11 protein-coding genes are annotated in these 16,907 nt (G+C 43.5%); 2 read left to right on the top strand and 9 right to left on the bottom strand.

Going from position 1 to position 16,907, the window contains the following annotated elements; genetic code table 11:
* Window positions 1-7: 7 nt before the first annotated feature.
* From Xind_RS02105 to malT, 6 genes are all read right to left on the bottom strand, one after another.
* A complete protein-coding gene (locus Xind_RS02105) occupies window positions 8-613 on the bottom strand; it encodes a DUF1349 domain-containing protein (RefSeq protein WP_047684913.1) in 606 nt (201 codons plus the stop codon).
* 14 nt (window positions 614-627) lie between these two features.
* Window positions 628-1,737 (bottom strand): MFS transporter, encoded by a 1,110-nt coding sequence (locus tag Xind_RS02100; protein ID WP_187649452.1) that lies wholly within the window; start codon window positions 1,735-1,737, stop codon window positions 628-630.
* 203 nt (window positions 1,738-1,940) lie between these two features.
* Window positions 1,941-2,573: an HAD family hydrolase gene (locus Xind_RS02095; protein WP_047684976.1), complete on the bottom strand. Its 633-nt coding sequence runs from the start codon at window positions 2,571-2,573 to the stop codon at window positions 1,941-1,943.
* A gap of 24 nt (window positions 2,574-2,597) precedes the next feature.
* A complete protein-coding gene (locus Xind_RS02090; protein WP_047684917.1) occupies window positions 2,598-3,659 on the bottom strand; it encodes a zinc-dependent alcohol dehydrogenase in 1,062 nt (353 codons plus the stop codon).
* A complete protein-coding gene (locus tag Xind_RS02085; protein WP_052189741.1) occupies window positions 3,659-4,933 on the bottom strand; it encodes a class-III pyridoxal-phosphate-dependent aminotransferase in 1,275 nt (424 codons plus the stop codon). Before Xind_RS02085 ends, Xind_RS02090 begins: the two co-directional genes overlap by 1 nt.
* A 208-nt stretch (window positions 4,934-5,141) precedes the next feature.
* Complete coding sequence (gene malT, locus Xind_RS02080; RefSeq protein WP_187649370.1) at window positions 5,142-7,856, bottom strand: HTH-type transcriptional regulator MalT; 2,715 nt, start codon at window positions 7,854-7,856, stop codon at window positions 5,142-5,144.
* A gap of 345 nt (window positions 7,857-8,201) precedes the next feature.
* Between malT and malP the strand changes: the two genes are divergently transcribed.
* Window positions 8,202-10,637: a maltodextrin phosphorylase gene (gene malP / locus Xind_RS02075; RefSeq protein WP_047684923.1), complete on the top strand. Its 2,436-nt coding sequence runs from the start codon at window positions 8,202-8,204 to the stop codon at window positions 10,635-10,637.
* Window positions 10,638-10,646: 9 nt separating this feature from the next.
* A complete protein-coding gene (malQ, locus tag Xind_RS02070; protein ID WP_187649369.1) occupies window positions 10,647-12,794 on the top strand; it encodes a 4-alpha-glucanotransferase in 2,148 nt (715 codons plus the stop codon).
* Between the two features lie 192 nt (window positions 12,795-12,986).
* Here malQ and malG read toward each other — a convergent pair whose 3' ends face one another.
* From malG to malE, 3 genes are all read right to left on the bottom strand, one after another.
* Window positions 12,987-13,877 (bottom strand): maltose ABC transporter permease MalG, encoded by an 891-nt coding sequence (malG, locus tag Xind_RS02065; protein ID WP_047684929.1) that lies wholly within the window; start codon window positions 13,875-13,877, stop codon window positions 12,987-12,989.
* Between the two features lie 12 nt (window positions 13,878-13,889).
* Window positions 13,890-15,479: a maltose ABC transporter permease MalF gene (malF, locus tag Xind_RS02060; protein WP_187649368.1), complete on the bottom strand. Its 1,590-nt coding sequence runs from the start codon at window positions 15,477-15,479 to the stop codon at window positions 13,890-13,892.
* Window positions 15,480-15,625: 146 nt separating this feature from the next.
* The gene (malE, locus tag Xind_RS02055) at window positions 15,626-16,825 is read right to left on the bottom strand and encodes a maltose/maltodextrin ABC transporter substrate-binding protein MalE (RefSeq protein ID WP_047684935.1); all 1,200 of its coding nucleotides are present in this window, start codon (window positions 16,823-16,825) and stop codon (window positions 15,626-15,628) included.
* Between the last annotated feature and the right edge of the window lie 82 nt (window positions 16,826-16,907).

Here is a 16,907-nt window from a genome sequence, read left to right as displayed (position 1 = left end):
ATAGTTTCTAACTCAAATCATGCAGAGCTTTGTTCAATGATGACGTCAATTTGAAATCAGAGAATTTCACCTGTAATCCTTCACGTTCCGGTGAACAACACATAGCCCCAACAAATACCTGCTGTTCAGTGTGATTACTGATATTAAAAGGAGCTAACCGCAACAATGGCCATCGCTTACCATCAGTGGAATATTGCAAGCGGATAGCACCCTCCTGATAGGTCAGACGCAGCCAGTATCTATCAGGGTCACCCGGAAAAACCCCCATTGCCCAATCAGAGCAAGGAGCTGTCAGTACACTGCCAATTGTTGACTGCCCATCAGAATGCTCAATACCCGCTTTCAACCAGTGGTGCTCATCCACCAGCAACATAATACCGGCCTGATCGTATAACTGCTCAAAACGCCCTTCAATGCAGAGCTGAAAAGTGAACCCTTCTTCGATAAAAGCAGCCTCTACATAACCACCAAAAACATGTCCACTATGGCGTTGGAAGCCGTACCAAGTATCCCGCCAAAAATCTGTTTGATTATCAGTCACCACATGCAATTCATCATCTTGATGCTTCCACGAAACGGGTTCATTAAGCCAATGGCAGTGCAACAAATTCATCAATATTTCCTCTGTTATTTTCGGTCGGGTGCAATTAACCAATATCCCGCCAATAATGAAAGAGATAACAAAGCGATACAACCAAACGCGCTGTGCAATGTTATCTGATGGGCTAAACCACCAATAATCGCAGGCCCAAGCAAAATACCTGAATATCCCATTGTAGAGACAGCAGAAACAGCCAGAGAGTCAGGCATCACTTTTTGCCGTCCCGATGCGGTAAAAAACATCGGAGCCAGATTGGACAAACCAGCGCCGATCATCAGGAATGCCACCGCCAATGCAATGACACCGGATGCCAGATAAATCAGGATAAACCCTGATGTCGCCAAAATGGCGCTTGCCAAAAAAACCTGCCGATACCCGCAGGCGGCAATCATCCTGTCTCCGAAAAATCGACCGCATGTCATGGTAATGGCAAACAGGGTATAACCCAATCCCGCCTGATGACTATCTATGCTATGAACACTGCTTAATAAAATCCCACTCCAATCCAGCATGGAACCTTCCATCAGATAAACAACAAAGCAGAGAAAACCTATCAGGATCACAATACCACGCGGCAAAGCAAAAAACGGGGTATCTCCGGCTTCTGCATCATCCAGCAATCCATTCCATACCGGAAACAGCAACAGGATAATCAATAATGTCACAGCGACCATTACTAAAAATGGGGATATTCCCATAAACAGCAACAAACTCACCGAACCAGCCCCGGATATTCCCCCTAAACTGAACAAAGCATGAAAACCTGACATCACAGGACTCTGTACTCTTTTTTCAATATTAACTGCGTGGATATTGGCCGAGACATCCATCGCCCCAATCCCTGCCCCAAATAAAAATAGTGCACAAGCCAGAACTGCGGGAGTAGGTAGGATACTTAATCCCGGCAACATCAAAATGGCCAGTAATGTGAAGAAAGCAAAAACTTTCCGGCAACCAAATCGGGCGGCCAACATTCCTGCAACTGGCATCATAATGAAAGAGCCAATGCCAAATGCCAACATCAGCAACCCCATTGCACCATCATCCAAGAATAGTCGCTCTTTAACTAATGGGATCAGAGGAGCCCAACTCGCCATACTGAAGCCTGCAATAAAAAAAGAGATTTTTGTCGCCATAATAGGCTGTTTAACCAAAGTAATCGTATATTCCCCAGACACCCGCTTCCTCCATCAATTTCCGCTTATGCAACGTTGTCTTACAAATACACAAGCCTGATAAAAATTACCCTTATTCAAACAATGCCCTTCTCAATTTTTTACAAAGGGCATTAGCTTGGGATATAAAACCCAAATCATACTGGCTGAAAAATCTTTTTGAATTATATTGAGATTAGCCCTGCAAATTGGGGAATATCTGCCAGTCTCTTAATAACACGCGTTGCCTGCTTATACTGTTCCATTACTGACAAGGCATGAGGCCAGGCATATATTTGTGGAATTCCCGCTTGTTTTGCTGCCATAATTCCCAAATCAGTATCTTCAATGACTAAAGTCTGCCGAACCTCCATTCTTTTCAATTTAAGCATAGCCAGATAGGGATCGGGAAAAGGCTTGGTTTGTTCAACATCATCACCAGAAATCAACGCTGGTTCTTCCGCCAGGCCCAACAACCCAAGATTGGCCAAACACACTTCGCGTGGAGCGGTCGAAACAAAGCCAAAAGCAACTCCATTTTGCTGTAAGGCTGTTAGCAAGCCGGAAATGCCTGGTCGCAGGTAATGTGTAGATAATTTATCTTGATAAACCGAGATAATCTTGTTGGTAATGCTTTGCTGTACTTGTGATGGAACACCAATCACATTCAGTGTTTCTGCCAGACTCAGGCCGATCAGTTGTTGTGGCTGAATATCGCGTGTCTGTTCAGGTGCCAGTTCACACAGCACATCAAAATGTAGCTGTTCACTATCAACAATGACCCCGTCGATATCAAAAATGACATTGAATTTATCCATCATCACTATTCCAATACTTATCGATTACTTCAAATCAGCCACACGGATTAACACCTTACAGTTTGGCGTGCCAAGCGGTATTTGAGCCTTGCCTGCAACATCACAACCAACAGTCAGAAATGCCTGCTGATAATCATCAAAAGCAAAAACATGACTAATCAAGCGATCTGCCGGGATCACACCATCACGGATCATGGTGTAAGCCCGTTCAAAACTGTTGTTCAGGGAATCAATAGAACCAATCACAGAAAGGCTTTTATCCGCAATTTTTAAGATATCGAGATTGGCATGTTTGTCTTTTAAAGCAACATTCAACAATTTACCTCCCGGTGCCAAATGACCGAAAATATACTCTGTCAGTTGCCCGGTAGTATCTACACACAGGTCTATTAATGCGGATTTATCACCGTATTCCTGTGTCAGCGCTTCATCAAAATCAGTATATAATCGGCATTCCGCAGGTAAATTCTGGCGGGCAAACTGTATACGATTCGGGTTTTTCTCAATCATGAACGCCTTAACGCCTCGCTCATGCAACGCCCAAAGGTACAACATCCCCATCGGCCCTGCGCCTGCGACTACTGCACGAATATTAGTGTGGGTAATCCCCAATTTATCCACGCCAGTCAATGTACAACTTAATGGTTCTGTCAATGAAGCCGCTTCCATACTGACATGAGGTTCCAATTTAATCAGTGAACCCTCTTTTGCCAGATACTGCTCCGCAAATGCGCCATCATAGGAAACACCCGCTTCTGTACCCATTTTCTTCTCGCAATGATTTGGGTTGCCTGTCTGACACATTCTGCAACACCCGCAAGAGTATGTCGGGTTAATGACTACACGATCACCAAGTTGAAAGCGCGTCACTCCACTACCCACCTGTGCCACAACGCCTGCCGTTTCATGACCCAATGTCGTTCCCGGTACTGCAACAGGGTAAGAACCAGTGATAATGCCTACATCAGTTCCGCATATCCCGCATACAGCGATATTCACCACCACATCATCCGGTTCAATACAGTGCAACGGCTCAACGTCCTGGACTTGAATATCCCATACTTGATTAAATTTAAGCGCTTTCATTATGCAACCTCCCTGTGTCCCTGGGCAGAAACCGTCAGCTCAGCAAAAGTCAGATCCAATTTATGGAGTATTTCGTTCAAGTGCACTTGTGTACAAATCAAAGGAGGACGTACCTTGAGTGCCCGCCCCTTACCATACCGGGAACCACGCAGGATAAGTTTATGGTAGTTGGCAACCGCAATCGCCCTGGCTGCAAACTCTGGACTTGGCGTATCAAAACCAAACATATACCCAATGCCCCTGACTCCGGTAATTTCAGGATATTTATGTTGTAAATCCAGCAATCCGTTACGCAGGAAGGTTTCGTTCTGACGTACATTTTCTAAGATATGTTCATCTTCAATAATATCGATGATTTCGTTAAGCGCGACCAAAGACAACGGATTAGCGCCGGAAGTGCTTGAATGCTCGAATGATTCCAATACATCCAATGAACTACGCATAAGCACACCGCCAGTTGGGATGCCAATGCCGCCTGCGCCTTTGGCAAAGGCGATAATATCTGGTTCTAGTTCTTTGGCATAACCAGTAGAAGCAAAGAAAGTACCAGTACGCCCAAACCCTGTCTGAACTTCATCTGCAATAATAATAATGCCATGCTGGTGGCAAATCTCCCGGATCTTGCGATAGAACTCCACGGGGAAAACAATATTCCCGCCATTCCCCTGAATCGGTTCAATAATCAGACATGCAATATTGTCGCTTGAGCCCAACTGAATGAACTGTTCCAAATCGATATACTGTGTTGCTTCATCTGGGGGTTCAGCCATGACACTACTCGGAGCTGGAATTTTTATGGAACCTTCGATATTGATATGAAAATTTTTAAGCCGGAACGCATTGCCAGAAACCTGCGCCGTAGCAAGAGACTGACCATGATGGGCCAGAAAGAAAGAAACGATACCAGAACGGCCTGTCGCTTTTTGAGCAATACGAATGGCACACTCCACAGCACCAGAGCCAGAAACATCCCGTAACCAAATACTGTCTATACCTTTTGGGGTATGTTTAACCAACTTATTCAAAATATACTGTGACATTTCTCGTGTATAGGCAGAACTCAAATGTGTGCATCTATCAATCTGCTGCTTTAATTTTTCAGCGATCCTGTGATTGGTGTAACCAAGCGGTAAATTAAACGTTCCCGATGCCGCATCAATATATTTTTCACCATCAATGACCAAATACGGGCCATGACCGACATAACGAGAAAGCATTTCTTCGAAATGATTCTCTTTAAGGTGATCTTCTTTAAGGTGATAGTTATTTTCCATAATCACTCTCCATCATTAGTTATATTTAACAAAAACACGCCAACTATGGAGAATAAGATTAGACCTCTTTCAAATGTAATGTCGATCACAAGAAGCCCATAAAAAAGATTAAATAGTTTTAAAAATTATTTTATATTTTTAAGTTATATTTTTATTTATTCATATTTATTTATGTTCTTAACAGTAATATCACATTGGGAAAAAATGATCAGATTCCTAATCCCATCATTTGCATTAAATACTGTGCTTGCTGAATAGCTTCCTGACGATGGGTAATACCCATTTTTTGATACAGATTGCGAATATGAGTTTTAATTGTCGTCGCCGCCACTTCCAGTTCAACAGCAATCTGCTCATTACTGTAACCAGAATAAATTAACCCCAATACTTGCCATTCACGTTGAGTTAATGGGCTATTACGAATAAGTTCAGGGACATCAGGATGAGTAAGGAGCTGCTCAACAAACGTTTCATCAAAGTGAGCAAATTTATGCCGATTCTGGCGATTGATTTCCCGCAGGATACGCTGCGCCCGATGTTGCTCAAATTCAGGCAAGATATTGAGTTGAATGAGCTGGCGCAATTGCTGAGCCATTAACTCACCTTCAAGCACAAAATGACTGATAAACCCCGTGCGATTAGCCAAATGCAAGGCTTCCATTAGCACTTGTTGTGCTTCAACCTTACGCTCAAGCTGCCAGTAAAGTAAATTGCATAACAATAAATTGCGATTCAGATCGCTGACCAATTCCAACTTTAAAGCATATTCATTCAGCGTTTCCAAAATGGCTTCTGCTTCTTCATACTGACCAAGCAAGATCTGAGCACGGGCAATATTACGCCACTGGTTCTGGTTGAAATGGTTACTGAAGCTGTCAGGTTTTTCTGCCTGAACCAGCCATTGTGCCACTGAAACATTATCCTCCAGATGTTGCCAGATAATGACCCGCAATTTATCAGTATTGGTTCGCCAGTCACGGTGATAATGCCCATTATTGAGCAGATTCTCACACCGGGATAAATGACGGCGGGCATTATCAATATCGCCACGAATCAAAGAGCATTTCGCCAGTTGAGTCAGACACTGTAATTGCTGCTGAGGCTGAAAGTTAGACAACACATCTAAACCACGACGTGCCGATTCCTCCGATTCATCAATACGCGCCCAACACCACAAAAGCTGTGAACGAATACGCAGCAGAAACTCGTGCATGGGTAACTGTTCCAAATGCTGTTCACGGATCAAGTCAAAAGCATTATTTTGAGTCTCATAGGCGGCCTGCAAATATCCCTGAGCCAGTAAAATTTCACTTTGTTGCAATAATGCCCATAAAGCATAGTGGTAAACATGGCAGTGGCGGGCAAGCAGTTCTGTCTGCTTCATCAACGTTAATGCACGAGACAACTCACCTTTACAGTGCAATACCTCCCCTTTCACTGACATCGCGACAATACGGCCATATTCATTATCAGGCAGCAGACTTGCCAACGCTTTTTCAGCCAGTAAATCGGCATCATCCGGTCTGCCGTCATTAATCGCGACCTGAGCACGCAATGCGTCAAACTCTCCCAGTAATTCAGCCTCAACCTTTATCTCTTTTTGCTCCAAAGATCGCTCTGCCTGATTCAATAACGCATTGACTTCATAATGCCGATACTGACTCTGCGCCAGCCATGCCTGTAACAGCACCAAACGCGGATTTTCCAATAGCTGCTCATGTGGCAAAGCATTCATGCACTCTTCCAGTAGCGATAACTGGCTGTGGTTAAACAACTCCCATGCATGTTGTAGCAAAATACCACATAACAACTTCGTATCTGCTGTCGCCAAAGCATGATGAACCGCTTCTCCCGGATACCCCTGCATCAACCAGCCTTCTGCCGCCGCACGATGCAACTCCGGTAAATCCGCTGCCATTTCCCACTGACAACGTTGGCGAAGGAATGAAGCAAACAAGGGATGAAAACAAAACCACTCTCCAGAATCATCCATGCGCTGGATAAACAACCCTTGACGTTCAATATCTTCAAGGCGTTGCTGACCATTTTCCATTCTTGTCAGACAGACAATCAAACCATCATTCATCGAACGCAGGATAGAACTACGCAGCAAAAACTCCCGTGTTTCCTGATCAACGCGGTTCAAAACTTCGTCCACAAGATAATCTGACAAATGGCAGGCATTAATTCCTGAGAGACGTTTTGCCGACATTTCTGCTGTATTACCTGCCTGACGAGCAGAAAGAGCAATTAACTGCAACGCCGTCGCCCACCCTCCCACGTCGTGACATAACTGTCTGCAATGATCAGCTTCTAATGGTCTGGTCAGCCGTTTATCAAAAAATTGCTGAGCTTCCTGATCATTAAAAGCTAACTGCTGACTGTCGAATTCCAACAATTGCTCGCGCACACGTAAGTTGGCAACGCCCAATGACGGTAAATGACGGGAAAGGATAATCAACGTCAGGTTTTCCGGCTGATGGCGTAGAAAAAAACGCATGGCTTCATGGATAAGCTTATTCACGATCAGATGATAATCATCGATCACCAGAAACAGTGGCTGTTTCCATTCATTCAGTTCAATAAACAATTGTGCAAACAGAGCAGATAAATTGGCATATTGATGTTTTTGCGCTAATACTTCACTTTTAACACAATGCCCCTGTGTCGCCTGTTGGATAGCAGCAATCAGATAGCTGGCAAAACGTTCCGGCTGATTATCACTATCATCCAGAGAATACCACCCCAGATTATCCTGTCCGGCAGCCCATTGTGACATTAACGTGGTTTTACCATACCCTGCCGGACTGGTTATCAGCACCAATCGATAATTCTGTGCTTCATTAAGCTGTTTTAACAGGCGCTCACGCATAACCATATTATTGAGGCGAAAGGGGCGACTAAGTTTCGACGGGATAAGCATGATTTCCTCCCCTCACAAATAACGAGTAAAACTGATTCCTGAAACTTTGTTCGATGTTATTAAGCAATCAAAATCAGTAACATTTGCTAATGAACAACCAAATTTAGAGAAACGCCCGCCTTTTGCAATTAGGTTGATTGATTTCATTGTGTTAAGTTGCGCCTTGTCACATTCTTTATCTGAAACGTTTCTTGTTCCCAATAGAATTGCGAAAGCATCCGAAAAAATAGCTACGCCCTGATACTCATCCCCGTGAATATCCTTACAGGATGATGTGTCTTGCCTACTGAGCCTTCAGCATATCAGGCTAAATAATCTCTATCTTTTCCTCAGGATGAAGACTCCATGAAACAGCCCAAACTCGATAAAGCCGTATTTCAGGCTGCGCTTACCCGTCAATGGCAACGCTTTGGCCTTGATTCAGCACAGAAAATGACAACACATCAGTGGTGGCAAGCTATCAGTACCACTCTTTTGGAATTACTGCCTACTTATCGTCAAAGCAGTAATCATCAAATTGATAATCCAAACCACGTCGATAACTCAAAAGGCAATCAACGACACGTAAACTACATTTCGATGGAATTTCTCATCGGCCGTTTGACTGCTAACAATTTGCTTAACCTTGGCTGGTATGATGATGTTCAGACTTATTTAGCCGAATATGGCGTGGTATTAAGTGATGTACTGGAAGAAGAAGTCGATCCTGCTTTGGGTAATGGTGGATTAGGGCGTCTGGCAGCTTGTTTTCTTGATTCGATGGCAACCCTTAAGCAACCAGCAATAGGCTACGGACTCAATTATCAATATGGTCTGTTCCGGCAATCTTTCGAACAGGGGCTACAAATTGAAACTCCTGATGATTGGGAACGCAATACCTATCCGTGGTTTTACCACAATATACAGTTGAAAGTTAACGTCAGTTTCGGCGGTAAAATTGTCATAACAACAGAAGGTCGTGAAACCTGGCTACCTGATTTTACGCTGACAGGAGAAGCATGGGATCTACCTGTGATTGGTTATGATAATGGTGTTATACAACCCCTGCGTCTGTGGCTGGCAACTCACGATAACCCCTTTGATTTATCACTGTTTAATGATGGGCAGTTCCTGCATGCTGAGCAACAAGGCATTGAAGCCACCAGCCTGACCAAAGTCCTCTATCCGAATGATAATCATCAGGCCGGAAAACGCCTTCGTCTGATGCAACAGTATTTCCAGTGCGCCTGTGCTGTGGCTGATATTCTACGCCGTCATCAACAAGCTGACCGCAAAATACAAGAGTTACCGCAGTACGAAGTTATCCAGCTCAATGATACCCACCCAACCATTGCCATTCCTGAGATGATGCGTCTTCTGATTGATGAACACCAATTGGATTGGGACACTGCATGGGCCATTACTGGGAAGACCTTCGCTTATACCAACCACACCCTATTACCAGAAGGCTTAGAACGTTGGGATGAACATCTGGTCAGTGAATTACTGCCGCGCCACCACCGTATCATTCAGGAAATAAACCGTCGTTTCCGTGAAACAGTGGAACAAAACTGGCCAGGCAATCAAAAAATATGGGAAAAACTGGCTGTTATCCATGACCATCAGGTGAGGATGGCTAATCTCTGTGTTGTAGCCTGTTTTGCAGTCAATGGAGTGGCAGCACTGCATTCATCTTTGATTGTGACAGACCTATTCCCTGAATATCATCAATTGTGGCCGGCAAAATTCCATAATGTAACCAATGGCGTTACACCACGTCGCTGGCTAAAACAGTGCAATCCAGCACTTTCCTCATTGATTGATCAGACATTAGGACACGAATGGTTCAACGATATTACCGCGTTAAAAAAACTCGAACCCTATGCCAATGATGCGGCTTTCCATGAAGCTTATCGGGGGGTAAAACAGGATAATAAAATCCGCTTGTCCAACTACGTTAATAAAGTGATGGGGCTTAAACTCGATCCCCATGCCATTTTCGATGTACAAATCAAACGACTGCATGAATACAAACGCCAGCATTTGAATCTGCTGCATATCCTCTCACTTTATCGACAAATTCAGGAAAACCCGGCGTTGGATATTCACCCACGAGTTTTCCTGTTCGGTGCTAAAGCCGCCCCCGGCTACTATCTGGCAAAAAATATTATCTCAGCCATCAACCACGCAGCCGAAAAGATCAACCATGATCCGATCGTACGAGATCGCCTAAAGATTGTCTTTATTCCCGATTACAATGTTTCTAAAGCTGAATTAATGATCCCTGCCGCCGATGTATCAGAACAGATCTCTACAGCAGGAAAAGAGGCCTCCGGCACAGGTAATATGAAACTCGCCTTAAATGGAGCGCTAACTATCGGCACACTGGATGGTGCGAATGTCGAAATAGCCGAACAAGTTGGTAACGATAATATTTTTATCTTCGGGCATACAGTAGAGGAAGCAAAAGCATTACTGAAAAATGGCTACAATCCACAAAGCATTCTCCAACAAAACAGTCACCTACAAGACATCCTCGATTCGCTTGCCAACGGTGAATTCAGTCATGGAGATACACAAGCATTTGCTTTAATGCTGCATAGCCTGATTGATGGCGGTGACCCTTATTTGGTACTGGCAGATTTTGCTGATTACTGCGTTGCTCAGCAGCGGATCGACGCTCTATATCGTAATACCCACGGTTGGACACAGAGCGCGATCCTTAATACTGCCCGTATGGGAAAATTCAGCTCTGACCGAACTATTCAAGATTATCAACAGCGTATCTGGCAGTCGAAATAAGGATCCGTCATGGAAAATAAATGCCTTGATGATTTGGCAACAGAGGCTGGTATTGCCACTGAATATATTAATGCTTATGGGAAACCACAGGCTATTCCTGCTCAAATAAGGCATCGGATTTTACAAGCTATGGGGACAAATACACCGGTCAAAAGACCGGTTTCTGACCTATCTGTTCTGTCTTTACCCACAGTGAAAGTATTGATGCAGGGAAAAGCATTTACTTTGTCTTTGGATAGCTCAATACCATATCAATGGCAGATACAGACAGAACAAGGAGAAGATTTACATGGAAGTTGCCAATATCAGATTACATTGCCGACCTCTTTGCCTCTGGGTTACCACACTCTTATTTTGACACCTATATCAGAGCAAAAAAACGATGCACAACATCACACGATGCAGATCATTGTCACACCAGAACGCTGTTATGAACCAAAGCCCTTGAAGAAAGGCCATAAACTTTGGGGAGCCTGTGTTCAACTCTATACTCTGCGTTCAGAAAATAACTGGGGAATCGGTGATTTTGGTGATTTAAAACAGATGTTGCGAGAACTGGCACAACGCGGAGGGGCTTTTATCGGCCTGAATCCGCTACATGCAATGTATCCGGCCATGCCTGAAAACGCCAGCCCTTATAGTCCTTCATCCCGCCATTGGCTTAATGTCATTTACATTGATGTAAATCAGGTAGAAGACTTCAAATCCTGTATCGAAGCTCAAATATGGTGGCAGTCACCGGAAACTCAGCACAAACTTCAGCATGCCCGCCAAACAGAATGGGTTGATTATTCCACCGTAATGGCATTAAAAATGACGGCGTTACGTTTGGCTTATCAGCAATTCAATACCCGAATTGATGCAGATCCCCTTTACATCGCTTTCCGGCAATTTATTACTCAAGGTGGTAAGAGCCTGTATTCACAGGCTGTCTATGATGCCCTGCTCTGTAAACTGTACAGTGAAAACCATGCTTATTGGGGTTGGCCCGCCTGGCCAGAAAAATATCGTGATCCAGATAGTGATACCGTTCAGGAATTTTGTCATACCCACTCACAGGAAGTGGAATTTTTTCTTTGGCTACAATGGATAGCTGACAGTCAGTTAGCTGACTGTTTTAGTGAAAGCCAAAACAGTTCTATGCCAATTGGTATTTACCGTGATCTGGCTGTCGGTGTGGCGCAAGGCGGTTCAGAAACCTGGGAGAACCGAGAGCTTTATTGCACTGAAGCATCCATTGGTGCACCACCGGATATTTTGGGGCCACTAGGGCAGGACTGGGGACTTCCACCGATGAATCCTCACGTGTTACAGACCCAACACTACCAGCCTTTTATTGAATTACTACGTAGCAATATGCGTCATTGCGGTGCATTACGAATTGATCATGTGATGGCACTGCTCAGGCTTTGGTGGATCCCACAAGGAGAAAGTGCAGCCCACGGAGTTTATGTTCACTATCCCGTTGATGATCTGCTGGCAATACTAGCACTGGAAAGTCAACGCCACTGTTGCATGGTGATAGGTGAAGATTTAGGGATTGTACCAGAAGAGATTGTCGGGAAATTACGCGACCGTGGTGTCTACTCTTACAAGGTATTTTATTTCGAGCGCGACGGACAAGGAGAATTTAAGTCACCTGATGCATATACCATACAAGCTATGGCGACTATCACCACCCATGATTTACCAACATTACGCGGGTTTTGGCAAAGTGGCGATCTGAAACTGGGGGAATCAATCGGCTTATATCCAGATAACACGCTACTTGCTGAGTTATATGATGAACGCGAACATTGTAAGCAAAAGCTATTGGCAGGTTTACACCGCTCTGGCTATCTTTCTGAATCATCGTTCATAACAAATATGCCAATTCGATTGCAGCAAGAGGCATCATCATCACAGATATCAATCTCCATTAATCATGACATACACTATTATCTCGCCAGCAGTACCAGCGCTTTATTAGGCTTACAGCCCGAAGATTGGTTAGATATGGAACACCCTGTCAATGTTCCCGGCACAACCAGGGAATACCCGAACTGGAGACGTAAATTAGCTGTTACATTGGAAACTATTTTCAAAGATGAGCGTGTAAATCACTTGCTGGAAACAGTGAATAAGCACAGAAGGACGATTTCGGAATCTGTTGAATAAATACTTGTACTAGGGCGGGCTTACGGCAGATTTTGCTAAATATAAGCACAACCATACCATTATTCGTGTGGTCCACGCTTCTGGTCTGAAATTCTCCGCAATTATTTAGTATTAAACTTCGTACCGGAATAATTGCGGTACGAAGTTCCAACTTAAATTCTCTTTACTTTGGTTGACTTTCAAATCAGATAGTCACCCCTTCACTCCACCCGCTGTTAATCCTCCCACCAACCAGCGCTGAGCAAGTAAGAAAACCACTGTGATAGGCACAGCAGAAAGTACGGCAGCCGCTGCAAAATCCCCCCAAAGGTAATTTTGTGGATGAAGATATTGCTGCATCCCCACAGCTAATGTGTAATTGTCCACATCACTTAACAATAGTGACGCCACTGGCACTTCAGTAATCACCCCAATAAAAGACAGAATAAATACAACTGCCAGTATTGGTACAGAAAGAGGCAAAAGTATCAAACGAAAAACTTGCCACGATGTCGCCCCATCCAACATAGCCGCTTCTTCTAAAGAACGGTCTAACGTTTCAAAATAACCTTTTATCGTCCACACATGCAGAGCAATTCCCCCCATATAAGCAAAGATCACGCTGCCATGGGTATTCAACCCGATAAAAGGAATATATTCTCCTAGTCGATCAAACAGAGCATATAGTGCTACCAATGACAAAACAGCAGGGAACATTTGAAAAATCAACATTCCTTTCAACAAGGTACTTTTGCCACGAAAACGCATACGAGCAAAGGCATAAGCACATGTTGTTGATAGTGCAACAATACCCGTGGCAGTAATAAATGCGACTTTTACAGAATTCCATAGCCATAACATCACCGGAAATGGTGGAGATGTAACTCGCCCATCAGCGGATTCTACACTAATGCCAAGTGCCAATTTCCAGTGTTCCCAGGAAATCGTATCCGGAATAAGACTCCCTGTAGCAAAATTTCCCGGCCGTAAGGAAATAGCAATAACCATCAGTAATGGAAATAAAATCAAAGCGATAAAAGTCAGCATGAATATATGTGTTGCCCATACTCGCCACCGTTGCGATTTAGGTTGCACCATCGCCATGTTGTCATCTCCTTAGTCAAATTTAATACGTGTGGTTTTCAGGTTAATGATTGCTAAGGCGCCCACCAGCAGGAAAATTAACGTTGCTATCGCCGCCGCTAATCCAAAATCCTGTCCTCCACCACCTTCAAACGCAATACGATAGGTATAGCTGACTAAGAGGTCGGTATAACCCGCAGGTGTTGTTGTGCCAATACGATCTGGTCCACCTTTAGTGAGTAATTGGATCAGGACAAAATTGTTGAAGTTAAAAGCAAAGCTGGCAATCATCAATGGCGTCAGGGGCTTAATTAACAAAGGAAACGTGATATAGAAGAAATTCTGTAACGGTCCTGCACCATCCATTGCGGATGATTCATACAGATCATCAGGAATCGCTTTCAGCAATCCCATACACAGGATCATCATATAGGGATAACCCAACCATGTATTGACGATAATCAGCATGGTTCTGGTCAGAGTCGGATCAGTAAACCAATCCGGTTTCAGACCAAATAACCCATTAAGCAGCAGGTTAATTTCGCCAAAACTTTGATTAAATAACCCCTTGAAGATAAGGATAGAAATAAAGGAAGGTACAGCATACGGTAAGATAAGTAATACTCGGTAGATTGCCCTGCCTTTGAGTGCTTCCCACTGTACAATACACGCCAGGATCATACCTAGCGCCACAGTCAACATTACTGTCAACAGGGAAAAGATCACCGTCCAGACAAAAATGGAGAGAAAAGGTTTTTGAATCCCTTCATCCTGTATCACCCGCAAGAAGTTTTTCCACCCAATAGAAACAGTAAAACCGGGACTCAACGTTTCTTGCCCCCATTCCCCTTTGGCATTAATGGATTGATAGAAGCCTGTCTCCATATTTGGTCGGTATTGCACACCAGTTTGATTGTTGGTTAGAGCGTTACCATCTTCACTCAGAGTATAAAGTGCATGTATACCAGAAAATTGCCGTAGAGAACTCATACGTAACTTACTGCCATCAGGCAAAATCACCACAATTTTCCCTAATATCTGTCGGTTCTGAGTGATAGTACGTAATGTAGCAGCACTACGTTCGAAACCAACCGTTCGTTCATGCAATGGCAGAATCATCTCTTCCTTTTCAGATTCAGATAAAGAAAAAGGTTCTGATACCAATATATTATAACTGGACATCTTAGAACTATCCGGGATACTCAATGCCAAAACCCACCGTTCAGCTTCAGGATAAAGCTTGAAATCAAATGCTTCTCCTGTCTGATATTGACGACTCATTAATACTGTCTTAGCCCGCTCAAGGGTGAGTTGGTTAGTACTGCTATAATTTGTAAAAGCAATCGCAATGGTGCAAATAAGCGGAAACAATACAAACAAAGCCATTCCGGCAATACCCGGATAGGTATAACGCCAAGCATAAGCTCTGCTGTTAACAAAAATATAAATACCACTGCCCAGTAATACCAGTGTCAGCATAGCAAACAGGTATTCCCCTTGTGCATACATCAACACAGTTAAATAACCGGTAAAAAATAGGCCCATCCCCGCTATCAGCCCCACAACAAGCCGTTTCAGGACAGAACGTGACCACCATACTTTTTTGTTCAATCTCGTTGACATTATGCACTTCCTGTTACTATCCCGGTTAATAACTATTCCCGTTACAAAAATATCTTTACTCAAAATCTGTTATTGAAATACAGTAACCAAACTTGCCTTTCAACAGATAAAAAAAGCTCCTTCAAAATCAGGAGCTTAATATTCGTTTATTTTACTATCCGAGCCTCTGCATCATTAAGAGCCGCATCTACAGATTGTCGACTACTTATTGAATTGAGTACGGCGCTACGCATGCCATACCAGAAACTGCTCATTTGTGAAATATTGGGCATAATTTCCCCTTTCTGAGCATTTTCCATCGTGGCAGCAATGCGAGGATCTTTGGCAAGGATATCCTGATAGGTTTTCAACGCTACAGCACCTAATGGCTTATCCTTATCCATCATGGCCAAACCTTCATTAGTCAGCAGGTAATTTTCCAAAAACTCTTTCGCCAATTCCTTATTAGGACTGGCAGCATTAATTCCCGCACTTAAAATACCAACAAAAGGTTTAGAAGGTTGACCTTTAAAAGTAGGTAACAGAGTGACACCGTAATTGATCTTACTTTTGTCGATATTCGCCCATGACCAAGGGCCATTGATCGTCATTGCTGTTTTGCCTTTATTGAAAGCAGCTTCAGCAATGGAGTAATCGATATCCGCACTGAGATGTTTGTTTTTTACCAAGTTGACTAAAAATGTCAAACCCGCTTTAGAGCCAGCATGATTTACACCACTATCTTTAATATTGTAAGTATCTCCTTGCCTCTTAAAAGCATATCCACCATCAGCAGCAATCAGGGGCCAGGAGAAATAAGGCTCCTGTAAATTAAACATAATGGCACTCTTTCCCTGTTTTTTTAGTTCGTTATCCAATGCCGGAATTTCTTCCCATGTTGCAGGTGGTGACTTAAGTAGATCCTTATTGTAAATAAGGGAAAGTGCTTCAACAGCAACAGGATAACCAACTATCTTGCCATCATGGCGAACAGCATCCCAGGTAAAAGGAAACAGTTTGTCTATAAAATTTTTATCAGGTGTGACCTCAGCTAACAGCCCAGACTGTGCATAGCCTCCAAAACGGTCATGTGCCCAAAAAATGATATCAGGACCATCCCCCGTTGTAGCAATCTGGGAGTACTTTTCTTCTAGTTTATCTGGGTGTTCAACACTGACTGAAATGCCCGTTTCCTGCGCAAACTTATCACCAACCTGAGACAGACCGTTATATCCCTTATCCCCATTGATCCAAATGACTAGTTTACCTTCTTCCAATTTTGCTAAAGCCGGGGCAGAGAGTACCCATGTAGATAAAACGGAAAGCATCAGAGCACGAACACTCACTTTCAAAGTTGTTTTTGTCATCATTCCGTCCTTTTTATCGTCTGCTAATTTAAGCTAAATTTCTCATTACACTTTCAGAAAATAGTCCTCAGTGTGCAATTAA

It is taken from the genome of Xenorhabdus indica (assembly GCF_014467235.1).
Lineage (GTDB): Bacteria > Pseudomonadota > Gammaproteobacteria > Enterobacterales > Enterobacteriaceae > Xenorhabdus > Xenorhabdus indica.
This window is presented reverse-complemented; position numbering and strand designations above follow the sequence as displayed.